Here is a 25394-nt window from a genome sequence, read left to right as displayed (position 1 = left end):
CCTTTCTGAAGTACAGATACTTCATGGCCGGCTGGCTCACCGGCTCAGTCTTTCGATTTTATAGCCCAGGCCCCAGACAACTTTCAGATAGCGGGGATCCCTGGGGTTGATCTCAATCTTTTCGCGAATGTGACGGACGTGGACAGCTACCGTGTTATCCGCGGCCAGAGCATCTTCATTCCAGATGCTCTCGTAGATTTGTGTGGTGGAAAAAACACGTCCGGGATTTTTCATGAGAAGAAGCAGGATATTATATTCGATGGGCGTCATCCGTACCGCTTCTCCATCTACCAGCACCTCTTTTTTGTCATCGTTTACCGTAAGACCTCCGGTTGTGTAGATGTGTTCTGATGCTGCCGGTGCAGCGGAGCCAAGCTGTGTGTACCGGCGCAGCTGGGATTTTACCCTGGCGATCAGCTCCAGAGGATTGAAAGGTTTGGTGATATAGTCATCTGCACCGATGTTAAGGCCCAGGATTTTGTCCGTGTCTTCAGATTTTGCGGACAGGATGATGATGGGCAGAGGATTGCTTTCCCGGATCTTGACCGTTGCCCGGATCCCGTCGAGATGGGGCATCATCACATCGATGATCAGCAGATCTACAGTTTCGCTGTTCAGGATATCCAGTGCTTCCTGTCCGTCATAGGCTTTCAGAATGTGATAGCCTTCCTGCGTAAGATAGATTTCGATAGCTTCCACGATGTCTTTGTCGTCATCGCAAACAAGTATGTTAGCCACTTTTTTGTACCTCCCTGATGTTATTAGAATAGCAGTCGGAAATTAAGACGAAAGGGGTAAATTCTTAAGATTCCATGAAATCCATTGTACTATATTAAGGATATAGTGTAAACAGAGAAAGCCTTGTTGGCAGCAGACGTGATGTGCTAAACTGGTACTAGATAACAGAAAATAACGATAATGGAAGAAAAATCAGGAGAAAAGTGAAAGTGGAGAATGAAAATAAAATCAGCAGTATGGCAGGGAGCGCGCACTGTACGGAAGAAATTATGTCAGCTTGTGCTCTTTGCCCAAGAGAATGCCTGGCAGACCGGGGTGCAGGGAAAAAAGGCTTCTGTGGCATGGATGAGAGAATTTATCTGGCAAGGGCTGCACTTCATATGTGGGAGGAACCCTGTATCTCCGGAACAAAAGGCTCCGGGGCAGTGTTCTTTTCCGGGTGCGGGCTGCGCTGCTGTTTCTGCCAGAATCATGATATTGCTATGGGGAGCAGGGGACGGGCTGTAAGTGTGGAACGGCTTGGAGAGATTTTTCTGGAACTGAAGGAAAAAGGAGCTGCAAACATCAATCTGGTAACAGGGGCACACTATGTACCACAGATCATAGAGGCCCTGGATATGGCCCGGAGGAAGGGGCTGGATATTCCGGTGGTGTATAATTCCAGCGGGTATGAAAAAACAGAAACCCTGAAGCTTCTGGAAGGATATGTGGACATTTATCTTCCGGATCTGAAATATCTGAATCCGGAGCTTGCACAGAAATTTTCTTATGCGCCGGATTATGTGCAGGCTGCAAAGGCTGCAATTGGAGAGATGGTGCGTCAGACCGGGAAATGTGAGTTTGGAGAGGATGGATACATCCGGAAAGGAACCATTGTCCGTCATCTGATCCTGCCGGGACATACAGGAAATTCCATAAAGGCTCTGAGGTATCTTCATGAAACCTATGGGGAAGATATTTATATCAGTATTATGAATCAGTATACGCCGGTGAGAAAATTTGTGGAATTTAAGGAATTAAACCGGAAAGTTACAAAAAGAGAGTATGAAAAAGTTCTGGATGCTGCTGTGGATATGGGGATTCAGAATGGATTTATCCAAGAAGGAGAAACTGCTTCAGAAAGCTTTATTCCGGATTTCGATTATGAGGGAGTGGAAAAAAATACTCCATAAATGGAAGGAGGCCGGTACTTTCGTACCGGCGCGTATGAAAAAGAAAAATATTATAGAAAGTTCATCACCTTCTATGGTCTACAATATACAGTAAAAATGTGAAGAAAGTGTGTCTAACATTTGAAATAAATGTGAAAAGAACAATTTATGCCATAAACATAGCAAAATATGACGAATATTTATCAGAATTTCTTCCAGGTTTCACGAAGGAAAAGGATCAGGATCGGAAATAGCTCCAGTCGGCCGGCCAGCATATCGAAAGAAAGGACCAGCTTGGACAGCGGAGAAAAGATCCCGAAGTTTCCTGTAGGACCGATCAGGGAAAGACCGGGACCCACATTGTTTAAAGTGGTGACTACGGCTGTGAAATTTGTTACAAGATCAAATTCATCAAAACTGATGATAAAGATAGATGCAGCCATGATCATCAGATAAACGATCATATAAATATTGGTGGCACGCATAACTTCGTGAGACACCGCTTTTCCGTCCATTTTGATCTTTTTTACTGCATTGGGATGCAGATAAAGATGCAGTTCCTTGCGGACGGATTTTGCAAGAAGCAGAAGACGGGAAATCTTGATTCCGCCGCCTGTACTGCCGGCACAGGCACCACAGAAGGTAAGCAGTACCAGGATCGTCCTGGATACCGCAGGCCACTGGTTAAAATCCGTAGTGGCATAACCGGTGGTAGTGATAATAGAACCAACCTGGAAAAATGCCTGTTGAAGTGCTTCCCACACATTGTCAAACAGATGCCGGACGTTGAAAGTGATCATCAGGGCAGAAGCGATGATCACAAAGAAGTAGCAGCGGACCTCTTCAGATTTCAATGCCTGAGAAAACTTCCTGGTGAGAAGAAGAAAATAGACATTGAAGTTAACGCCAAACAGGATCATAAAGATAGTGATGACGATCTGAATATATAAGCTGTAACTTCCCATACTGTCGGGTTTGATTCCGAACCCACCGGTTCCGGCAGTTCCAAATGCTGCACAGAGACTGTCGTAAAGAGGCATCCCTCCAAGAACCAGGAGGATGATCAGTGCAACAGTGAGCGCAATGTAGATCTTGTACAGGATCTTGGCAGTTGACTGGACTTTTGGAAGAAGCTTTCCTACGGAAGGACCGGGGCTTTCTGCCTTCATAAGGTTCATATGATAGCCACCTGCCAGGGGCAGCAGTGTCAGGATAAATACCAGAACCCCCATACCGCCGATCCAGTGGGAAAAGCATCTCCAGATGTTGATGCAGTAAGGCATCTGTGTCGGATCAGAAAGGATACTGGAACCGGTTGTGGTAAAACCGGAAACGATCTCAAAAAAAGCATCGATCGGATCGGGTATAGCTCCGCTGAGTACAAAAGGCACAGCACCGACAATACTGAGAACGATCCAGCTTAAGGCAGTGGTAACAAGACCTTCACGGGCGTAGAATGCTTTTTTGGAGGGCTTGCGGCTGACCAGAGGAACACCGATGGCCAGACATGCCAGGATCGTGATCAGGAAGGCAATACCGGATTTTTCGCGGTAGATAAGGGCGGTGATGCCGGGAACCAGCATACAGACAGCCTCCACATTCATGATCCATCCCAGGATATAAATAATAATCGAATAATTCATTTGTCAGTACCTCTATTTTTCAAGTATATCTGTGATGTCGCGAAGCCCCTTGTGAGTGGTTACGATGATCACGGTATCTCCCACCTGGATCATATCCTGACCACGGGGAATGCGGATGCGGCCGTTGCGGTTCAGGCATCCCAACAGAAGATTCTTGCGGAGATTCAGCTCTGCAAGAGGGATATAAGTTACGGCAGATTCCTCACGGATCGCAAATTCCAGTGCTTCTGCATTGCCATCCAGAATATGATAAAGAGTTTCTACATTGCTGCCGATGCTGTTCTGAGTGGCGCGGACATACTGCAGGATATAATCAGCAGTGATATTTTTCGGGTAGATGACACTTCCGATATCCAGGGAGTCGATGACATCATCAAATTCCAGACGGTTGACCTTGGCAACCAGCTTGGCATCGGAGATGCTTTTGGCAAAGAGGGCAAGAAACACATTCTCCTCATCCAGATTCGTCAGTGTGACAAAGGATTCGGACTCGGAAAGTCCTTCTTCGAGAAGAAGAGAACGGTTCGTTCCGTCACCATTGATGATAGTTGCATCCGGAAGCAGTTCGCTTAAGTGCTCGCAGCGGTTTTTGTTCTGCTCGATGATCTTGACACCGATCTTCATATCCAGAAGTGCATGGGCAAGATAATAGGAAATGGTTCCGCCACCTACGATGATACAGTTTTTGACCTGATTGGTCTTGAGACCGATCTTACGGAAAAATGCCGCTGCATTAAGCGGAGAGGCCAGAATGGAAACCATATCTCCGTCGTGTATAATGTGATCACCACCAGGAATGGATACATTGTCACGGCTTTCAATCGCGCAGACCAGAATATCACTTCGGAAAGCATCTGAGATCTGGGAAACGCTCATTCCATCCAGCTTGAATTCCGGGAGAACTTTAAACTTGAGAAGTTCTACACGGCCACGTGCAAAGGTGTCGATCTTGATCGCAGATGGAAAACGAAGAAGCCGTGAAATTTCCTGGGCAGCGGCAAACTCCGGGTTAATGATCATGGTAACACCAAGACGTTCTTTGATGAATCCGATTTCTTTTTCATAAATGGGGTTACGGACGCGGGCGATGGTCTGACAGTGGTTGGCCTTCTGCGCGATCAGACAGCAGAGAAGGTTCAGCTCGTCAGAAGCGGTAACAGCGATCAGGATATCTGCAGTATCAACGCCTGCCTCCATTAAAGTATTGATGCTGGCACCATTACCGACGATTCCCATGGCGTCGATATTTTCGCAGAGATCATCGATCTTGTCGGCAATAACGTCGACAAGAGTGATATCAATATCCTCTGCCTGAAGCTGCTCTGCAAGATTTCTACCGACTTTTCCGCAGCCTACAATAATTACCTGCATAATTTCCTCCTTCAATAGCCGGTCAGGGCTACAAATCATAAGTAAAAGCGCCCATCCGTGTAAAGATAGGCAAGGATATTATAGCACTGTATATCTGATTTTTAAACAGTAATATTTTCCTGTATATATAGAAAAAAATGGCAGAAAGATAGATATATGTGAAGGAAAGTGAACATTCCTGTTTTCACAAGTTTAAAAAACGGTCATAAAATATAGCGTGATCATGAATGAAAGGATTTCGATTATGGACCGATTTCAGATGAATCGTTCGGGCTGCCGGCCATATCAGTATACCTGTGGGATGAATAGCGGGATGGCAGGCCGGACGGATCGATCATTTTCTGATATGGCAAAACAGGTTCCTGCAATGGCGTATGTGCCATACCAGGAATTTGCGCCTACCTTTGAGCTGAAAAAAGCTCTTCAGGTCGGAACTATTTTCCCTGAGCTTTGCAAGCCGTTCTGCGGCAGGAGAGGAGGAAGTCGATGATGTCCGGAAATTGTACTTCCAAAAAAGAACTGCTGCAGTTTATTGACCAGGTAAGCTTTGCCATTGACGATCTTCTCCTTTTTCTGGATACGCATCCAAAAGAAAAAAGAGCTCTTGAATATTACAGTGAGCTTTCAGTCAGAAGAAATGAGCTCCTGGAAAAATATGCAAAATTTTATGGACCGCTGACCATTGATACCGGAAACGACAGCGATCTTAAGTCATGGCAGTGGATGGAACAGCCGTTTCCATGGGAACAGGAAGGAGGGTGCAGATAAGGTATGTGGAATTATGAAAAAAGACTCCAGTATCCTGTAAATATCAAGACGCCCAACGCAAAGCTGGCACAGTTTATATCCAGCCAGTATGGCGGGCCGGACGGAGAAATAGGAGCTTCCATGCGGTATCTTTCCCAGCGTTTTACCGCACCGAACCGGATGGTCGCGGCAGTGCTCAATGATGTGGGAACAGAAGAACTGGCACATTTGGAAATCGTGTCCACCATTGTCCATCAGCTGACAAAGGATCTTTCTATGGAAGAAATCGAGAACAGCGGGCTTGGGCCGTATTATATTGACCACACGGTGGGAATCTGGCCGCAGGCTGCAGGTGGAGTGCCCTTTAATGCCTGCGAATTCCAGAGTAAGGGTGATCCGATCACGGATCTGTTTGAAGATCTGGCAGCAGAACAGAAGGCACGCTCCACCTACGATAATATCCTCCGGGTGGTGAAAAATATCCCGGAGGTTGCAGATCCCATCCGTTTCCTTCGGGCAAGAGAGGTGGTTCATTTCCAGCGTTTCGGTGAAGCACTGAGATCCGTGCAGGAGCAGCTGGATGCCAAAAATTTCTATGCCTTTAACCCGAGCTTTGATGCTCCGTGCAAAGCCTCCTGTGAAGAGTGATGGATCAGAGAAAAAATCTGTCTGACAGGAATCATATCTGAAATAAAAAGAGCTGCACAGCCGGCAGGGATCCTGCGGCTGTGCAGCTTTGAATTTGTTTTTTGGGAAAAAGATGTTTGTAACCTGCATTTCTTGTTATGCGTCTTTTTTATCGTCTTTATGCAGATTCTTCTGTGCTGTGGAAAGCATAAGCTTGATCCTGTTCAGCTGATTTACTTCGCTGGCACCTGGATCGTAGTCGATGGCAACAATGTTGGCTTCCGGATGCTCACGGCGAACTTCCTTGATGACACCTTTTCCTACGATGTGGTTCGGCAGACATCCAAAAGGCTGGATGCAGACGATGTTCGGGACACCGCCGTGGATGAGTTCCATCATCTCTCCGGTCAGGAACCATCCTTCACCGGTCTGATTTCCGGCAGAAACGATGGGCGCAGCCATTTTTGCAAGATCACGGATATCTGCGGCCGGTGTAAAGTGGCGGCTCTGCTCCAGGGCCTCATTTGCTGTTTTTCTCAGCCAGTCGATGGCTCTGAGGCCAAGATTTGCGATGGTTGCCTTGGATTTCTTGAATCCAAGCTTTTCAACCTTGAAGTTCTGGTTGTAGAAGCAGTAGCAGATAAAGTCGATAAGATCCGGAACAACCGATTCTGCCCCTTCAGCCTCCAGAAGATCTGCCAGGTGGTTGTTGGCAGCAGGCAGGAACTTGACAAGGATCTCACCTACGATACCAACGCGAGGCTTTTTCTCATCGGAGATCGGGATCGTATCAAAATCATGGACCATCTCACGGCACATTTTTTTGAAGGTACCATGGCTGACGCTGCTGCCTGTTACGAAGGCAATGACGCGCTGCTCCCAGATCTTGTGCTTACGGTTTACGATACCCTTTTCCAGCTCGTAAGGACGCATGCGATATACGCATTTCATCAGGATATCACCGAATACGGCACCGTAAACGATACGCTTGATCAGCGGTAGTGTCAGCTTAAAGCCAGGGTTGCTCTCCAGTCCGCTTAAGTTGAGGGAGATAACCGGAATCTGTTCCATGCCGGCTTTTTTCAGAGCACGGCGGATGAATGCGATATAGTTGGAGGCACGGCAGCCGCCGCCTGTCTGAGACATGATGACTGCAGTTTTGTTCAGGTCATATTTGCCGGAAAGAAGAGCATCCATGATCTGTCCCACAACCATCAGGGACGGATAGCAGGCATCGTTGTTTACATATTTAAGCCCCACATCAACAGCATGCTTGTTGTCGTTGGGGAGGACTTCCAGGTTATAGCCGGATGCCTTAAAAGCAGCCTCAAAGATTCCGAAGTGGAATGGAGACATCTGCGGGCAGAGAATGGTGTACTCCTTACGCATCTGCTTGGTAAAGGATATCTTCTCAATGGAAGCCGGCTTGATGTTCCTTTTTTTATTCTGTGCCTGTTTTGCACGGATAGCGGCGATCAGGGAACGGATACGGATCCTTGCCGCACCCAGGTTGTTGACCTCATCGATCTTCAGGCAGGTGTAGATCTTGTCACTTCCATCCAGGATCTCATAAACCTCATCGGTGGTAACGGCATCAAGTCCGCATCCGAAGGAATTCAGCTGGATCAGATCCAGATCCTCTCTTGTTTTTACAAAATTTGCGGCAGAGTAGAGACGGGAGTGATACATCCACTGGTCGTTGACACGGATGGGACGCTCCAGATGTCCAAGGTGTGCAACGGAGTCTTCGGTAAATACGGCGATTCCGTAGCTGTTGATCATATCCGGGATACCGTGGTGGATTTCCGGATCAATATGGTATGGACGGCCTGCAAGAACGATTCCGCGGCGGCCGGTTTCTTTCAGGTACTGCAGGGTTTCTTCACCCTTTTTCTGGATATCCGTATGTACGGCTGCAAGTTCTTCCCAGGCCTTATGGGCAGCAGCTTTGACCTCGGCGGCAGGAATATCCTGGAATTCTTCCACAAGGCGGTTTGTCAGGATATCCTCGGAAGTAAATGCCAGGAACGGGTTGCGGAAAGTGATGGATGGATCACTGAGCTCGTCCACATTGTTCTTGATATTTTCCGCATAGGAAGTAACGATCGGGCAGTTATAATGGTTGACCGCATCCGGGAACTCGTTGCGTTCGTAAGGGATGCATGGGTAGAAGATAAATTTCACACCGTTACGGATCAGCCATGTGACATGTCCGTGAGCAAGCTTGGCCGGGTAGCATTCGGATTCACTTGGGATGGATTCGATACCCAGCTCGTAGATCTTACGTGTGGAAGTAGGAGAAAGTACCACCTGGTATTTCAGCTCTGTAAAGAAGGTATACCAGAACGGGTAATTTTCAAACATATTCAGAACACGTGGGATACCAACCTGTCCACGGGTAGCCTTATCTGCGGAAAGTGGTTCATAGGAAAAGAGCCTCTTATATTTGTAATCGAAAAGGTTCGGGATATGATCCTTGTTCTTTTCCTTTCCAAGTCCGCGCTCACAGCGGTTCCCACTGATGTATTTACGGCCGCCGGAGAATTTGTTGATGGTCAGACGGCAGTTGTTGGTACATCCGCGGCAGTTTGCCATGGAGGTGGTGTACTGGAGGCTGTTGATCTGATCGATGGAAAGCATGGAGGTTTTTTTACCCTTCTGATAGCGCTCCCTTGCGATCAGAGCAGCACCGAAGGCACCCATGATCCCGGCGATATCCGGGCGGATGGCCTGGCAGTTGGCAATCTTCTCAAAGCTGCGGAGAACTGCGTCATTATAGAAGGTACCACCCTGTACAACGATATGCCTGCCAAGCTCGGAAGCATCGGAAACCTTGATAACCTTGTAGAGGGCGTTTTTGATAACGGAGTAGGCAAGACCAGCGGAGATATCGGAAACCTCAGCGCCTTCCTTCTGGGCCTGCTTAACTTTGGAATTCATAAATACAGTACAGCGTGTTCCAAGATCAATGGGATGTTTTGCAAAAAGAGCTGCTTTTGCAAAGTCCTGTACTGTGTAGTTCAGAGATTTTGCAAAGGTTTCGATAAAGGAACCGCAGCCTGAGGAACATGCTTCGTTGAGCTGTACACTGTCAACAGTCTGGTTACGGATCTTGATACATTTCATATCCTGACCGCCGATATCCAGGATGCAGTCTACTTCAGGATCAAAGAAAGCAGCTGCGTAATAATGGGAAACGGTTTCGACTTCACCTTCGTCAAGAAGAAGTGCTGCTTTGATCAGGGCTTCGCCGTAACCGGTGGAGCAGGAAAAAGCAATTTCTGCATCTTCCGGAAGAAGGCTGTAAATCTCCTTGATGGAGTTGATGGTGGTTTTCAGCGGGTTTCCGTTGTTACTGCTGTAGAAGGAATAAAGAAGAGTTCCGTCTTCGCTTACCAGCGCGGTTTTTGTTGTGGTAGAGCCGGCGTCGATCCCCAGGAAGCATTTTCCCTTATAGGTGGAAAGATCTCCGGTTTTTACCCTGTAGGCACTCTGACGGTCATGGAAAGCCTGGTAGTCGTCCTCTGTGGCAAAAAGCGGCTCCATACGTTCTACCTCAAAATCCAGCTTGATGGTGGTCCGCATGCGTTCCTTCAGTTCAGTCAGGGAAACGGTAACATCCTGCTTTGCATTCAGGGCGGAGCCGATGGCTGCGAACAGATGAGAGTTGTCCGGTGCGATAATATGTTCATCATCCAGCTTCAGGGTTCGGATAAAAGCAGTCTTCAGCTCAGAAAGGAAGTGAAGAGGCCCGCCAAGGAAGGCAACGTGTCCGCGGATCGGTTTACCGCAGGCAAGACCGGAAATGGTCTGGTTGACAACTGCCTGGAAAATGGAGGCAGAAAGGTCTTCCTTAGTTGCTCCGTCGTTGATCAGTGGCTGGATATCTGTTTTTGCGAAAACACCGCAGCGTGCCGCAATGGGATAAAGTGCCTTGTAATGTTTGGCGTATTCATTAAGACCTGGTGCATCGGTCTGGAGCAGAGATGCCATCTGGTCAATGAAGGAACCGGTACCGCCGGCACAGATGCCATTCATACGCTGCTCTACATTTCCGTTTTCGAAATAGATGATCTTGGCATCCTCGCCTCCAAGCTCGATAGCAACATCCGTCTTTGGTGCCAGCTTCTGCAGGGAAGTGGATACGGCGATAACCTCCTGTACAAAAGGTACTTCCAGATGATTGGCAAGTGTCAGTCCGCCGGAACCTGTAATGACCGGACAGAGTGTCAGTTCACCAAGCTGATCCTCAGCTTTCTGAAGAAGATCTGCAAGGGTTTCCTGGATATTTGCAAAATGTCTCTCATAGTCGGAGAATATAAGCGTATCGTTTTCGTCTAAGATCGCAATCTTAACAGTGGTGGAACCAATGTCAATTCCAAGTGTGTGTTTCTTCATAAAAAATTGATTTCCTCCTCGTTGTATCTATATAGGGGTTGCCCGACTCTGACATTTCTGTCAGATGGGAGTTGTTTCTTCTTATTATAAAGGATTTTTAAGCGAATATTTTATATTATACGATATCGTTTAAAAAATGGCAATGTAAAAGTTTAACAATCAGTAGCCGTAAAGAAAAAAATGTGTTATGATATTGACTAAAAGTTTTGAAAGTTATTTGCATCGGCAGCTGGTTATGGCTGTATCTGCGACGCAGATGCCGGGCAGAGACAACTTTAAAATGTTTTTAGAAGGGAAATGAAATGGCAGAATATAAACTGATCACAACAGAAGGAAGAGCGAAAAGGGGCGAGTTTAAGACGGTCCATGGAACGATCCAGACTCCTGTTTTTATGAATGTAGGAACAATTGCAGCAATTAAAGGCGCAGTTTCCACTGTGGATCTTCATGAGATCGGTACACAGGTAGAGCTGTCCAATACCTATCATCTTCATGTGCGCCCTGGCGACAAGGTGGTAAAGCAGCTGGGAGGTCTTCATGAATTTATGAACTGGGACAGACCAATCCTTACCGATTCCGGCGGATTCCAGGTGTTTTCGCTGGCGAAGCTTCGTAAGATCAAGGAAGAGGGCGTGTATTTTAACTCTCATATCGATGGTCATAAGATTTTTATGGGACCGGAGCAGAGCATGCAGATCCAGTCAAATCTGGCCTCTACCATTGCAATGGCCTTTGATGAGTGCCCAAGCAGTGTGGCAGACAGGGATTATGTACAGAAATCGGTAGCGCGTACAACACGCTGGCTTAAAAGATGCAAGGATGAGATGGCTCGTCTGAACAGTCTGCCGGATACCATTAACAAGAACCAGCTTCTTTTTGGCATTAACCAGGGGGCTGTTTATGAAGATATCCGTATTGAGCATGCCCAGGCTATCGCGGAGATGGATCTGGACGGCTATGCAGTGGGCGGCCTTGCAGTTGGTGAAAGTCATGAGGAGATGTACCGGATCCTGGATGAGGTGGTTCCGCATTTGCCGCAGAACAAGCCGACGTATCTTATGGGGGTTGGTACCCCGGCCAATATCCTGGAGGGGGTTGAGCGTGGTATTGACTTTTTTGACTGTGTATATCCCAGCCGTAACGGCCGTCATGGTCACGTGTATACCAACCATGGCAAGATGAATCTTTTTAATGCAAAGTATGAGCTGGATTCCAAACCGATCGATGAGGAGTGCCAGTGCCCGACCTGCCGTCATTACAGCAGAGCGTATATCCGTCATCTTCTGAAGGCGAAGGAGATGCTTGGCATGAGGCTTTGTGTTCTGCATAATCTGTATTTCTATAATCATATGATGGAAGAGATCCGGGATGCGCTGGATGCAGGGAATTTTGCGGCTTATAAGAAGATGCGTCTGGAAGGCTTTGAGGAAGGCAGAATCAACGGGAACCGGTAAGTTTTATTTATAAAATTTGTGTAAATTACTTTGATTTTATAAGAAAACTCTTGAAGGTTTTTTGGTTTTTGTGTATGATAGTACGAAGTGACACTTTTAGAGGTCAGTAACGGCGGGGGTACCGCAGATTATTTGTTTTTAGCAGGAGGAATTTGAAATGATCGCATCATCTACAGCGGCAGCTGGCGGACTTAGCGCGGGTCTTGGTATTGTCTGGATCGTAGTTCTGTTTGGAATTATGTATTTTATGATGATCCGTCCGCAGAAGAAGGAACAGAAGAGAACTCAGACTATGTTGAACAGCATGGAGGTTGGTGACAGTGTTGTTACTACCAGTGGTTTTTATGGTGTTGTTATTGATATGACTGAGGAAGATGTTATTGTTGAGTTTGGTAATAATAAGAATTGCCGTATTCCTATGAGGAAGCAGGCGATTGCTGAGGTTGAGAAGGCTGATCAGGCTTCTGCTTGATGCTTTTTTCGCAATAACTTGAATATGAGAGAGGCACTGCGTTTTTTTGTGACGTGGTGCCTTTTTTGTTTGGATGGGGGATGAACGGATGAAGGGACGCCGGGGAAGGGGATGCTGGCTGGTCTGCGGCTTCGTCGGGGGCTGGCTTCTAGGACGCCGGAAATCTGCTAAAAGCGTTTTTAAAAAGTCCGAACTCGCGGCCTGCTGCCGCTCAGACAGCGGACTTTTGAAAAACAACGCAGATTCCCGCCGTCCAAGAATCAGCTCCCATCCTGCAGAAGCAGAGCCATCCAGCATCCCCTTCCCCGGCTGGTGCTTCCGGTGAGAAATAGTGTCGTTTGACGGTTGGTTGTGGGTCGTCAGCGCTGCGCTGGACGACTGCAATGGCTGAGTTTGTGTTTGGTTGGGGGGACGGCTGAGGCGCTGCGCTGTCAGCCTGGATTGCGGATGTGCCTAGAATTGCGGATGTGATGGGAGAATAGTCTTTGATGCCAGCGCAGACGGACTGTGTGGATGTGATGGGAATATGACAATTGTAATATTGTATAGAAATAAGTGGATTTTTGGTAATATTCGTGTAATAATGATGTTACTATCAGAAATGAGAGTGACGATGACTTTGGAATATCGTAAAATTGTAAATAAGAATGAATTTTCAGAAAGGGGTTGGATTTATGGGTCTTATCAGAGCGGCTGTGGGTGCAGCGGGTGGTACGTTGGCGGATCAGTGGAAGGAGTTTTTTTACTGTGAGGCTATGGATAAAGAAGTGATGGTTGTAAAGGGGACGAAGAGGTCTTCTTCCAGGTCTTCCAATAAGCATGGGAGTGATAATATTATTTCCAGCGGCAGCGGGATCGCTGTGGCGGATGGTCAGTGTATGATGATCGTGGAGCAGGGAAAGGTTGTTGAGGTTTGTGCGGATCCGGGAGAGTATACGTATGATGCCTCTACGGAGCCGAGTATTTTTTCAGGTAGTCTGGGTGACGGAATCAGGAAGACCTTTGATACGATCGGGAAGAGGTTTGCTTTTGGCGGTGATACGGGTAAGGATCAGAGGGTGTATTATTTTAATACCAAGGAGCTTGTGGATAACAAGTTTGGTACTGCTAATCCGATCCCGTTCCGGGTTGTGGATTCCAGGATCGGGCTGGATGTGGATGTGGCTGTGCGATGTCATGGTGTTTATTCCTACAGGATCGCGGATCCCCTTCTTTTTTATACGAATGTGTGTGGAAATGTGGAGCGGGAGTATACCAGAGAGGAGCTGGACGGACAGCTGAAGGCGGAGTTTATCAGTGCGCTGCAGCCTGCTTTCGGAAGGCTTTCGGAGCTGGAGATGCGTCCGAATCAGATCGTGACTCATAATACGGAGCTGGAGAATGCCATGAATGAGGTGCTTTCTGCCAAGTGGGAGGAGCTTCGTGGGCTTAAGGTGGTCAGTGTGGCACTTGGTTCTGTGACATTGCCGGATGAGGATGCCGAGATGATCAAGCAGGCTCAGCGTACGGCTATGATGCGTGATCCTGCTATGGCTGCGGCTACTCTGACCGGGGCTCAGGCGGATGCTATGAAGGCTGCGGCTTCTAATTCAGCAGGGGCTATGACTGGCTTTATGGGCATGGATATGGCTGCGAATGCAGGTGGTCTGAATGCGCAGCAGTTGTTTGAGATGGGGCAGAAGCAGCAGGCGCAGCAGCAGAGTGTACAGCAGCAGGCAGCGCAGCCGGTTTCGCCGGCAGGGAACGGAGCAGGGGCTGTGGCTGGTTCCTGGACCTGCAGCTGTGGTGCGGTTTCTTCGGGGAAATTCTGTCCGGAGTGTGGTGCATCGCGTCCGGTGGAGGACAGCTGGACCTGTTCCTGCGGTACGGTGAATAAAGGAAAGTTCTGTATGAACTGCGGAGCGAAGAAGCCGGAGAGGAAGATGCAGTATCGCTGCAGCAGGTGCGGATGGGAACCGGCAGATCCGGAGAATCCACCGAAATTCTGCCCGGAGTGCGGTGATCCGTTCGGACCGGAGGATGCAGTATAGATCAGAAAGAGAGATGGTCAGGAGCAAAATGCAGGGTAACTCCTGCCGGTTGTTGGATACAGAATGATGAAGTGAGGTGAATATATGGCGAAGATGCAGGAGTTTAAGTGTCCGTGCTGTGGTGGCTCCATAGAGTTTGACAGTTCTGTGCAGAAGATGAAGTGTCCGTTTTGTGATACGGAGTTTGATGTCGGGACGTTATCGGAATATGCCCAGACTGTGGAGGAAGAGCAGCCTGAGGATATGAGCTGGTCGGATGAGGCCGGCAGTGAATGGCAGGACGGGGAGAGTGAGGGGCTGCGTACCTATGTGTGCAAGTCCTGCGGCGGTGAGATCGTGGGAGATGCCAATACGGCAGCAACGGCCTGCCCGTTTTGCGGAAGTCCGGTGGTAATGACCGGGCAGCTGTCCGGTGCACTGAAGCCGGATTATGTGATCCCGTTTAAGCTGGACAAGAAAGTGGCAAAGGAGAGGCTGAAAAAGCATCTTACCGGTAAGAGGCTTCTGCCGAAAGCGTTTAAGTCGGAGAATCATATCAGCGAGGTTAAGGGTATCTACGTTCCGTTCTGGCTGTATGACACAGACGCAGACGCAGATATCCGTTACCGTGCAACAAAGACCCGGTTCTGGAGCGATAGTGATTATGATTATACGGAGACCAGCTATTATGCAGTACACAGAAGTGGTTCTCTTGGTTTTGATCATGTACCGGTGGATGGCTCTGCCAGTATGGAAAATGATCTGATGGAGTCTATAGAGCCTTTTGATTTCAAAGAAGCGGTGGATTTTCAGACTGCGTATCTGGCTGGATATTTTGCAGATAAATATGATGTGACAGCCAGCGAGTGTGAGGAACGTGCCAATGAGCGTATCCGCCGAAGCACAGAGGCTGCATTCCGGGATACGGTGAGAGGATACGCCAGTGTGGTACCGGAGAATACCAGTATCCGGCTTCATAACGGGACAACGAAATATGCGTTATATCCCGTATGGATCCTGCAGACGAAGTGGAAGGGTGATAATTACATATTTGCCATGAATGGTCAGACAGGGAAATTTGTGGGAAATCTGCCTACAGACAAGAACGCTTTTGCACGATGGTTCCTGGGAACAACGGGGGTCGTGGGTGTGATCACTTATATTATCCTGTATCTGATCTGGGCTTTGTAGGGAGGTGGATGCCATGAAAAAAAGAATATCTGTATTTTTGATATCGATCCTTTTGTGTCTGGCATGTGCTTTTCCGGTATGGGCAGGCACCGTAAGCCGTCTGGATGACCAGGCGGGACTTCTGGATGCAGAGCAGCAGGAGAGCCTGAGCAGTACTCTGGATGAGATCAGTGAGCGGGATCAGGTAGATGTTGTGGTCGTTACCGTTAACAGTCTTGAGGGAAAAACAGCCCAGACGTATGCGGAGGATTATTTTATTGACCATGGATATGGACAGGGGGAAAATGGTGACGGTATTTTATTCCTGTTGGATATGGGAGACCGTAACTGGGCCATTGCAACACACGGATATGCGATAGAAGTGTTTACGGATGCCGGACAGTCCTACATTATGGATCAGGTGAAGCCTTATTTAAGTGACGGTGATTATAACGAAGCGTTTCATAAGTTTGCCACGGAATGCGATGATTTTATCACGCAGGCAGATGAGGCAGAGCCATATGATGTGGAAAATCTTCCGAAGGAGCCTTTTGAGGTTGGGATAAACCTGCTGATCGCTCTTGCTGTGGGGCTTGTGGCAGGATTACTGGTGACCGGAAATATGAGAAGAAAGCTGAAAACTGTGCGAAAACAGGAACGGGCGGCTTCTTATGTGCGGCAGGGCAGTATGAATGTGACCAGAAGTAATGATTTTTACCTCTACAGTACGGTATCAAAATCCGCAAAACCGAAAAATGAGGACAGTAACGGTGGTTCCAGCACCCATACCTCATCTTCCGGTGATACCTTCGGTGGTTCCAGCGGGAAATTCTGAGAATATCATCAGGAAAAACAGAATATGATAAAAAAAGAAAGACTGCTGTACCGGAATGGTAGGGCAGTTTTTCTTTTTTCTGTGTGCGAAAGTATGTCTCTGTGGCGGCAGAAACAGGGAATTGCCGTTTATTTTTTGCATTCCGGAAATAACTTTATCTATTTAATAGGTTGAAATCCGTCGAAAAGTGCGTTATGATAATAACAATTATCCACACCAGTGCGTTAAAATTTTACAGCACAGGGGAAATCGGAGGAGTGAATAAAATGGAGTACAAGATTGCCCTGATTCCGGGAGACGGAATCGGTCCGGAGATTGTTGCCGAGGCCAAAAAAGTTTTAGACAGAGTATGTGAGAAATACAGTCATAAATTTTCATACACAGAGGTTCTTTTAGGAGGGGCATCCATTGATGCTCATGGAGTACCTCTTACAGAGGAAGCCATTGCCCAGGCAAAAGCTTCGGATGCAGTACTGATGGGTTCCATTGGCGGTGATGCCAAGACATCCCCGTGGTACAAGCTGGAGCCGTCCAAACGCCCGGAGGCAGGTCTTCTTGCGATCCGTAAGGCGCTGAACCTGTTTGCAAACCTTCGTCCGGCTTATCTTTACAATGAGCTTCGTGATGCATGCCCGCTCCGTGATGAGATCATCGGAGATGGTTTTGACATGATCATCGTAAGAGAGCTTACAGGAGGTCTTTATTTCGGAGCAAGAAAGACTACTGAGGAGAACGGAGTCCGCACAGCGGTAGATACTCTTTCTTATAATGAGAATGAGATCCGCCGTATTGCCATTAAGGCATTTGAGATCGCACGTAAGAGAAGAAATAAGGTTACAAGTGTAGATAAAGCCAATGTTCTTGATTCTTCCAGACTCTGGAGAAGTGTAGTGGAGGATGTGGCAAAGGATTATCCGGATGTAACACTGGAGCATATGCTGGTTGATAACTGTGCAATGCAGCTGGTACGTGATCCGAAGCAGTTTGATGTTATCCTTACAGAAAACATGTTCGGAGATATCCTCTCTGATGAGGCAAGTATGGTGACCGGTTCCATCGGAATGCTTTCCTCCGCAAGCTTAAATGAGACAAAGCTTGGGCTCTATGAGCCGAGTCACGGTTCAGCACCGGATATCGCAGGACAGAACAAGGCAAACCCCATCGCAACCATTCTTTCCGCTGCTATGATGCTGAGATATTCCCTGGATCTTGATAAAGAAGCAGATGCTGTGGAAGCAGCAGTACAGAAGGTTCTTACAGAGGGTTACAGAACAGGAGATATCATGTCTGACGGATGCAAGCTTGTCGGAACCAGAGAGATGGGCGATCTGATCGCAGATGCCATTGCATAAATAAAGCGGGACAGAGAGAAGAAAACGAAACAGAACAGAAAAAACCGGTACCTGGAAGAGGAAGTCTATAAACAGATACCGGATCCTATCGTAAAGAATAAAAAGGAGAGACCCTGAAAATGAAAAGTGATACCGTAAGAAAAGGCACACAGCAGGCACCACATCGTTCCCTGTTCAATGCCCTTGGAATGACAAAGGAAGAAATGGACAAACCACTGGTAGGAATCGTAAGTTCTTATAACGAGATCGTACCGGGACATATGAACCTTGACAAAATTGTAAATGCTGTAAAGCTCGGCGTTGCAATGGCTGGCGGCACACCGGTTGTATTTCCCGCGATCGCAGTATGTGACGGAATCGCAATGGGACACGTTGGAATGAAGTATTCCCTTGTAACACGTGACCTGATCGCAGATTCCACAGAGGCCATGGCACTGGCTCATCAGTTCGATGCTCTGGTCATGGTTCCCAACTGTGACAAAAACGTACCTGGCCTTCTGATGGCAGCAGCAAGGATCAACGTTCCTACTGTATTCGTAAGCGGCGGCCCGATGCTTGCCGGTCATGTAAAAGGACACAAAACCAGTCTTTCCAGTATGTTTGAGGCAGTAGGCTCCTATGCAGCAGGAACCATCACTGCAGATGATCTGGAAGAATTCGAGAAAAAAACCTGCCCGACCTGCGGATCATGTTCCGGTATGTACACTGCAAACAGCATGAACTGCCTGACAGAGGTTCTCGGTATGGGACTGAAAGGAAACGGTACCATCCCGGCAGTATACTCTGAACGTATCCGTCTTGCAAAGCATGCAGGAATGCAGGTAATGGAAATGTACAGAAGGAACATCCGCCCAAGAGACATTATGACAAAAGAGGCAGTTTTAAATGCGCTTACAGTAGATATGGCACTTGGATGCTCCACAAACAGTATGCTTCATCTTCCGGCTATCGCACATGAGATCGGAATGGATTTTGATATCAGCTTTGCAAATGAGATCAGTGAGAAGACCCCGAACCTTTGCCACCTTGCACCGGCAGGCCCGACCTACATGGAAGATCTTAATGAGGCCGGTGGTGTCTATGCGGTCATGAATGAGCTGAACAAGCTGGGACTTCTCCATACAGAGTGTATGACAGTAACCGGAAAAACAGTAGGTGAGAATATCAAAAACTGTGTAAACCTGAATCCGGATGTTATCCGCCCGATCGACAATCCGTATACAAAGACAGGCGGACTTGCCGTACTGAAAGGAAACCTTGCACCGGATGGTGGTGTTGTAAAACGTTCTGCAGTTGTACCGGAGATGCTGGTACATGAAGGTCCTGCACGTGTATTTGACAGCGAGGATGACGCAATTGTTGCCATCAAGAGCGGTAAGATCGTAGAGGGAGATGTTGTGGTTATCCGCTATGAGGGACCAAAGGGTGGCCCTGGAATGAGAGAGATGCTGAACCCTACATCTGCCATCGTGGGAATGGGACTTGGTTCTTCCGTAGCCCTGATCACCGACGGACGTTTCAGCGGTGCATCCAGAGGAGCCGCTATCGGACACGTATCACCGGAGGCAGCAGTAGGCGGCCCGATCGCACTGGTTGAGGAAGGCGATATCATCAGCATTAATATTCCGGAGCTGAAACTGGAGATCAAGGTTTCAGATGAAGAGATGCAGGCTAGAAGAGAAAAATGGCAGCCAAGAGAGCCGAAGGTGACAACCGGATATCTGGCAAGATACGCTTCCATGGTAACATCCGGAAACCGTGGTGCGATCCTGGAAGTACCGAAAGCAAAATAAGGAGGAACGAAAGATATGCAGCTTACAGGTGCAGAGATCATCGTAGAATGTCTGAAGGAACAGGGCGTTGATACCGTATTTGGATATCCGGGCGGCGCGATCCTGAATGTTTACGATGCCTTATATGAATACAGAGATGAGATCACACATGTGCTGACCTCCCACGAGCAGGGTGCATCCCATGCTGCTGACGGTTATGCAAGAGCGACCGGAAAGGTAGGTGTCTGCCTGGCAACCTCCGGTCCAGGAGCAACTAACCTGGTAACAGGGATCGCGACTGCATACATGGATTCCGTACCGATGGTAGCCATTACTGCAAACGTAGGAAGACCACTCCTGGGAAGAGATTCTTTCCAGGAGGTTGATATCGCAGGTATCGTAATGCCTGTAACAAAATACAGTTTCATCGTAAAGAATATCGAAGATCTTGCAGATACGTTAAGAAGAGCATTTTATATTGCAAAAAGCGGAAGACCCGGCCCGGTGCTTGTGGATGTCCCGAAGGATATCACAGGAATGAAATATGAATATGAGCCATGCCATCCGGCTACGGTTAACCGTGAGATCAAAAGTATCCGTAAAGAAGATACTGATCAGGCACTGGACATGATCAGAGAGGCAGAGAAACCGTTTATTTTTGTTGGCGGCGGATGTGTGATCTCCGGTGCTGACCAGGAAGTACGTGAGCTGGCTCGCAGGATCCAGGCTCCTGTCTGCGATACTCTGATGGGCAAGGGTACCTTCCCGGGAGAAGATCCTCTCTATACAGGTATGGTAGGTATGCACGGAACCAAGGCTTCCGATCTTGGCGTAACAGAGTGCGATCTTCTTATTGTTCTCGGTGCACGCTTCAGTGACCGTGTAACAGGAAATACCAAAACTTTTGCACATAATGCAAAAATCCTTCAGATCGATGTGGATGCTGCGGAGATCAATAAAAATATCAAAGTGGATGCCAGTGTGATCGGTGATGTGAAGGAAGTGCTGAAACGCCTTCTGGAGGAAATTCCGAAGAAAGAACATCCGGAGTGGATCGCACATATCCAGGAATTGAAATCAAAATATCCGCTGAATTATGATCACACACAGCTTACAGGTCCGTATATTATAGAGAAGCTTTATGAGCTGACCAACGGTGATGCGATCATCTCCACAGATGTTGGACAGCATCAGATGTGGGCGGCGCAGTATTATAAATACAAAGAGCCGAGAACTCTTCTTACTTCCGGCGGCCTTGGAACCATGGGCTACGGCCTTGGCGCTGCAATTGGCGCGAAGATGGGCAGACCGGAAAAAACAGTTGTAAATATAGCAGGTGACGGATGCTTCCGTATGAATATGAATGAGCTGGCAACAGCTGCACGCTGTGGAAGACAGCTGATCCAGATTGTTATGAACAATCATGTACTGGGAATGGTGCGTCAGTGGCAGACGCTCTTCTATGGAAAGAGATACTCTTCCACAGTACTGGATGACGCCGTTGATTTTGTGAAATTATCAGAGGCGCTGGGTGCAAAAGCCATTCGTGTGACAAAGATGGAGGATGTGGAGCCTGCACTTAAGCTGGCACTGGCAGCAGAGGGGCCTGTCGTTCTGGATTGCTGGATCGATCAGGATCTGAGTGTGTTCCCGATGGTACCGGCTGGTGCGAACCTTGATGATGTATTTGACGAGGAGGATATGAAGAAACATGAGTAGAGTGTATAATTTTTCTGCCGGACCGGCAGTGCTTCCAGAGGAAGTACTCAAAGAAGTAGCGGATGAGATGATGGATTATAACGGCACAGGAATGTCTGTTATGGAAATGAGCCACAGAAGTGCAGCTTTTCAGGAGATCATTGATACTGCAGAGAAAGATCTCCGCGAGCTTATGAACATTCCGGATAACTACAAGGTACTTTTCCTTCAGGGAGGAGCATCCCAGCAGTTTGCCATGATCCCGATGAACCTTATGAAAAACAAGGTCGCAGATTATATCGTAACAGGACAGTGGGCAAAAAAAGCTTATCAGGAAGCTCAGAAATACGGAAAAGCAAACAAGATCGCATCTTCTGAAGATAAAACCTTCAGCTATATCCCGGACTGCAGTGATCTGCCGATCAGCCCGGATGCAGACTACGTATACATCTGTGAGAACAACACCATTTACGGCACAAAGTTCAAAAAACTTCCAAACACAAAAGGTAAGACTCTGGTAGCAGATGTATCCTCCTGCTTCCTGTCTGAGCCGGTGGATGTAAGCAAATATGGTATTATCTATGGCGGTGTTCAGAAGAACATCGGACCGGCAGGCATGGTTATCGTGATCATCCGTGAGGACCTGATCACAGAGGATGTTCTTCCGGGAACCCCAACCATGCTTACTTATAAGACACATGCAGACGCAGGCTCTCTTTACAATACGCCGAATGCTTACTGCATCTATGTATGCGGAAAAGTATTTAAATGGCTGAAGAAGATGGGCGGTCTGGAAGTGATGAAACAGCGCAATGAGGAAAAAGCAAAAATCCTTTATGATTACCTGGATTCCAGCAAGCTGTTCAAAGGAACTGTAGTTCCGGAAGACAGATCTCTTATGAATGTACCGTTCGTAACCGGTGACAAGGAAATGGATGCCAAGTTTGTTAAAGAGGCAACTGAAGCAGGACTTGTAAACCTGAAAGGACACCGTACTGTTGGCGGAATGCGTGCCAGCATCTACAATGCCATGCCAAAGGCCGGCGTAGAGGCACTGGTTGCATTCATGAAAAAATTCGAGGAGGAGAATGCATAATGTTCCAGTATCATTGCCTGAATCCTATCGCTGAAAAAGGTCTGAAACTTTTTGGCGATAATTATAAAAAAACAGAGACCGCTGACCAGTGTGATGCAATCCTTGTAAGAAGTGCAAAAATGCACGACATGGAGCTGCCGAAGAGCGTTTGTGCAGTTGCACGTGCAGGTGCAGGCGTCAATAATATTCCGGTTAAGGAGTATGCAGAGAAGGGCGTTGTTGTATTCAACACGCCTGGAGCCAACGCAAACGGTGTAAAAGAGCTGGTACTTGCAGGTATGCTCCTTGCATCCAGAGATATCGTAGGAGGTATCGAGTGGGTTGCACAGGAGAAAGATAAAGAGCACATCGGCAAGCTTGCCGAGAAGCAGAAAAAACAGTTCGCAGGATGCGAGATCAGCGGTAAAAAGCTTGGTATCATCGGTCTTGGAGCCATTGGAGCCATGGTGGCAAACGCAGCATGCGGTCTTGGCATGGAAGTATATGGTTATGACCCATATCTTTCTATTGATGCGGCATGGAACCTGTCCAGAACCATCAAGCACAGCAAGAGCCTGGATGAGATCTACAGCCAGTGCGATTATATCACCATTCATGTGCCGCTTCTTGACAGCACTAAGAAGATGATCAACAAAGAAGCTTTCGATAAGATGAAGGATGGCGTAGTTCTTCTGAATTTTGCAAGAGATCTTCTTGTTGATGAGGATGCGCTGATCGAGGCTGTTGAGAGTGGCAAGGTTAAGAAGTATGTAACTGACTTTGCAAATGAGACAGTTGCAGGACGCGAGGGTATTCTGGTAACTCCGCATCTTGGTGCGTCTACAGAGGAATCTGAAGAAAACTGTGCAGAGATGGCTGTAAAGGAGATCCGCGATTACCTTGAGAATGGTAATATCAAAAATTCAGTTAATTATCCGAACTGTGATATGGGTACCTGTGTGGCTGTTGGAAGAATCTCTCTTGCGCACAGCAACACACCGAATATGATCAGTCAGGTTACCAAGATCCTTGGATCTGAGGGACTGAATATTGCGGATATGACGAATAAGAGTAAAGGGGAGTTTGCCTATACTCTTATTGATCTTGAGAGTGCGGCGTCTGCTAAGGCGTTAGATGAACTCAAGGAGATTGAGGGAATGTACAGGGTGCGTGTTGTTAAGTAAAGTAACAAGAGGTTAGAAATATTCTTTTTTAAATACTGTGTGGCGTTTGCTTTTTTGGCGAATGGCGTGCAGTATTTTTTTGAGGAAAAAGGAAAACCGCAAAGGGGCCGCAAAGCCGCGGCCCCTCTGCACACCCCTCGGGCTTTTTTTTAGGAGTGCTTGGTTGTGGAGGACGGGAGTTTTATTGACTTGTGTCTGTATGCGACGGTGCTGGGAACGAAAGTCTGAGCCGATGGAGGAGAACGGCCTGAAGGGGTTGTTGAGAGTGAAAAAGTCTTGAGGCCGTTGTAGGTATGTGACGGTATTGGCTGTAAATTTTTGTACGATAAGATATTAATAAAAATATATGATATAACAGGGAAAATATGTAGAACACACAACAATTGGCGGATAGGCGCGAAGCGTCGTTTCCGCGGTACGTGCCCGGAAAGAGGGGGGTGCAGGGGGAGAAAAAAGGGCTTCGTAACTTTGAGTGCTTTCTCCCCCTGCGGTGTTTTCTCAGCTTTTCAGAGCCAATAAACAAAAAAATAATTCAATAAAAGAAAAACATACACTACTTGCGGGATGCAATGAAGTCAAGAACTTCATCTCTTTCAGGCATTACGCGGAGTGCTCCCTTCTTTGTTGTGATGAGAGAAGCTGCTGCATTTGCAAAAGTAAGCAGCTCTGCGAGGTTTTCGTCAGTGAGATCCTCAAGACCGTGTTCCAGCACATAATTCAGGGTGCTTGCACAGAAGGTGTCTCCTGCACCGGTGGTTTCAATGGTTTTTTCCTGAAGGAAAGGAGCAGCCTCGACCTTCCGTCCGCGATAATAAGCGCGGCTTCCGTCTTTTCCCATTGTGATCAGCACAAGCGGGATATGATATTTTTCTTCGATAAGGGCAGCACCCTTATCATAATCTGTTGTGTCAAAAAGAAATTTCACTTCATTATCAGAAATCTTCAGTACATCACAGCGTTCCATGCCGTATTCGATCTCTTTGCGGGCATCGTTCAGATCCTTCCAGAGTGGAGGGCGTAAGTTCGGGTCAAAGGTGATGATGCATCCGGCTTCTTTTGCCACGTCAAGAGCATAGCGGGTTGCTTCACGGACACCCTCATGTGTGGAAGAAAGCGTGCCGAAATGGAAGATCCTGGAATTGCGGATCAGATCGGCATCTACATCATCCTTTGTCAGCATCATATCTGCACCTGGATTACGGTAGAAAGAAAAATCACGGTCTCCGTCCGGGTAAGTATGTACAAAAGCAAGGGTAGTGTGAATTTCATCGTCCATGACAAGATTTCTGGTATCAATGCCGCATTCTTCTACGGCAGCCTTCAGCTGCTTGCCGAACATGTCGTTTCCGACCTTTCCGATAAATGCAGTTTTTTTGCCAAGACGGTTCAGCATGGCAAGAACGTTACAGGGAGCTCCGCCCGGGTTTGCCTCGAAAGTAGGGTTTCCCTGGGAACTGTCACCGTTTTCTGTGAAGTCGATCAGAAGCTCGCCGAGAGCTGATACATCATACTGTCTGTTTTCCATTGATGATTCCTCCTGATAAGTTATTTGTTTCATATTCTGCTTCATAATTATAATCGTTACACATGATTTTGGGAAGGACCAAATCGAATTATTTTCTGTTCTGTTACCGGTTACTTGTGGTATTTTTTGCGAAGATTAGAACTGTTATCTTTATTTTTCTGTAAAATGGTGGT

The 25394-nt window shown here is 47.5% G+C and carries 19 protein-coding genes; 14 read left to right on the top strand and 5 right to left on the bottom strand.

Annotation, left to right across the window (positions count from 1 at the left end; genetic code table 11):
* Window positions 1-36: 36 nt before the first annotated feature.
* A complete protein-coding gene (locus tag V9W66_RS03870) occupies window positions 37-738 on the bottom strand; it encodes a response regulator transcription factor (RefSeq protein ID WP_144093507.1) in 702 nt (233 codons plus the stop codon).
* A gap of 236 nt (window positions 739-974) precedes the next feature.
* Here V9W66_RS03870 and V9W66_RS03865 point away from each other — a divergent pair, with 236 nt between their 5' ends.
* Complete coding sequence (locus V9W66_RS03865) at window positions 975-1910, top strand: radical SAM protein (protein ID WP_243121625.1); 936 nt, start codon at window positions 975-977, stop codon at window positions 1908-1910.
* Between the two features lie 182 nt (window positions 1911-2092).
* Here V9W66_RS03865 and V9W66_RS03860 read toward each other — a convergent pair whose 3' ends face one another.
* Complete coding sequence (locus V9W66_RS03860) at window positions 2093-3532, bottom strand: TrkH family potassium uptake protein (RefSeq protein ID WP_144093509.1); 1440 nt, start codon at window positions 3530-3532, stop codon at window positions 2093-2095.
* A 12-nt stretch (window positions 3533-3544) separates the two neighbouring features.
* Window positions 3545-4903: a Trk system potassium transporter TrkA gene (trkA, locus tag V9W66_RS03855; protein ID WP_144093511.1), complete on the bottom strand. Its 1359-nt coding sequence runs from the start codon at window positions 4901-4903 to the stop codon at window positions 3545-3547.
* Window positions 4904-5147: 244 nt separating this feature from the next.
* Between trkA and V9W66_RS03850 the strand changes: the two genes are divergently transcribed.
* Genes V9W66_RS03850 through V9W66_RS03840 form a run of 3 tightly spaced genes read left to right on the top strand, consistent with a single transcriptional unit; the run spans window position 5148 to window position 6298 of the window.
* Window positions 5148-5393: a spore coat associated protein CotJA gene (locus V9W66_RS03850; protein WP_015527159.1), complete on the top strand. Its 246-nt coding sequence runs from the start codon at window positions 5148-5150 to the stop codon at window positions 5391-5393.
* A complete protein-coding gene (locus V9W66_RS03845; RefSeq protein WP_144093515.1) occupies window positions 5393-5671 on the top strand; it encodes a spore coat protein CotJB in 279 nt (92 codons plus the stop codon). Before V9W66_RS03850 ends, V9W66_RS03845 begins: the two co-directional genes overlap by 1 nt.
* 3 nt (window positions 5672-5674) lie before the next feature.
* Entirely contained in the window at window positions 5675-6298 is a 624-nt protein-coding gene (locus tag V9W66_RS03840; protein WP_015527157.1) for a manganese catalase family protein, read from the top strand.
* A gap of 135 nt (window positions 6299-6433) precedes the next feature.
* Here the strand turns inward: V9W66_RS03840 and V9W66_RS03835 are convergent, their stop codons facing one another.
* Window positions 6434-10675, bottom strand: a complete 4242-nt coding sequence (locus V9W66_RS03835) for a 2-hydroxyacyl-CoA dehydratase (protein ID WP_144092904.1) — start codon at window positions 10673-10675, stop codon at window positions 6434-6436.
* Window positions 10676-10977: 302 nt separating this feature from the next.
* On the opposite strand from V9W66_RS03835, the gene tgt reads away from it, so the two are divergent.
* The 10 genes from tgt (at window position 10978) to V9W66_RS03785 (ending at window position 23696) form a co-directional block, all read left to right on the top strand.
* Window positions 10978-12129, top strand: a complete 1152-nt coding sequence (gene tgt, locus V9W66_RS03830) for a tRNA guanosine(34) transglycosylase Tgt (protein ID WP_015527155.1) — start codon at window positions 10978-10980, stop codon at window positions 12127-12129.
* 157 nt (window positions 12130-12286) lie between these two features.
* Complete coding sequence (gene yajC / locus V9W66_RS03825; RefSeq protein WP_015527154.1) at window positions 12287-12601, top strand: preprotein translocase subunit YajC; 315 nt, start codon at window positions 12287-12289, stop codon at window positions 12599-12601.
* Window positions 12602-13275: 674 nt separating this feature from the next.
* Complete coding sequence (locus V9W66_RS03820; protein ID WP_144092902.1) at window positions 13276-14631, top strand: SPFH domain-containing protein; 1356 nt, start codon at window positions 13276-13278, stop codon at window positions 14629-14631.
* A gap of 84 nt (window positions 14632-14715) precedes the next feature.
* On the top strand, window positions 14716-15801 hold the full coding sequence (locus V9W66_RS03815; RefSeq protein WP_144092900.1) for a hypothetical protein: 1086 nt from the start codon (window positions 14716-14718) through the stop codon (window positions 15799-15801).
* A 13-nt stretch (window positions 15802-15814) separates the two neighbouring features.
* The gene (locus tag V9W66_RS03810) at window positions 15815-16615 is read left to right on the top strand and encodes a TPM domain-containing protein (protein WP_144092898.1); all 801 of its coding nucleotides are present in this window, start codon (window positions 15815-15817) and stop codon (window positions 16613-16615) included.
* 266 nt (window positions 16616-16881) lie between these two features.
* Entirely contained in the window at window positions 16882-17967 is a 1086-nt protein-coding gene (gene leuB, locus V9W66_RS03805; RefSeq protein ID WP_144092896.1) for a 3-isopropylmalate dehydrogenase, read from the top strand.
* 119 nt (window positions 17968-18086) lie between these two features.
* Window positions 18087-19760, top strand: a complete 1674-nt coding sequence (ilvD, locus tag V9W66_RS03800; RefSeq protein WP_144092894.1) for a dihydroxy-acid dehydratase — start codon at window positions 18087-18089, stop codon at window positions 19758-19760.
* 15 nt (window positions 19761-19775) lie between these two features.
* Entirely contained in the window at window positions 19776-21458 is a 1683-nt protein-coding gene (ilvB, locus tag V9W66_RS03795) for a biosynthetic-type acetolactate synthase large subunit (RefSeq protein ID WP_144092892.1), read from the top strand.
* Window positions 21451-22533, top strand: a complete 1083-nt coding sequence (gene serC / locus V9W66_RS03790) for a 3-phosphoserine/phosphohydroxythreonine transaminase (protein WP_015527147.1) — start codon at window positions 21451-21453, stop codon at window positions 22531-22533. Before ilvB ends, serC begins: the two co-directional genes overlap by 8 nt.
* On the top strand, window positions 22533-23696 hold the full coding sequence (locus V9W66_RS03785; RefSeq protein ID WP_021651414.1) for a phosphoglycerate dehydrogenase: 1164 nt from the start codon (window positions 22533-22535) through the stop codon (window positions 23694-23696). The genes serC and V9W66_RS03785 overlap by 1 nt, the downstream gene beginning before the upstream one ends.
* A gap of 553 nt (window positions 23697-24249) precedes the next feature.
* On the opposite strand, the gene V9W66_RS03780 is transcribed toward V9W66_RS03785, so the two are convergent.
* Window positions 24250-25221: a carbohydrate kinase family protein gene (locus V9W66_RS03780; protein ID WP_144092888.1), complete on the bottom strand. Its 972-nt coding sequence runs from the start codon at window positions 25219-25221 to the stop codon at window positions 24250-24252.
* Between the last annotated feature and the right edge of the window lie 173 nt (window positions 25222-25394).

The sequence above is a fragment of the Blautia massiliensis (ex Durand et al. 2017) genome (assembly GCF_051861785.1).
Lineage (GTDB): Bacteria > Bacillota > Clostridia > Lachnospirales > Lachnospiraceae > Blautia_A > Blautia_A luti_A.
Note: the sequence above shows the minus strand (reverse complement) of the source record. Positions and strands in the feature narration are given on the sequence as shown.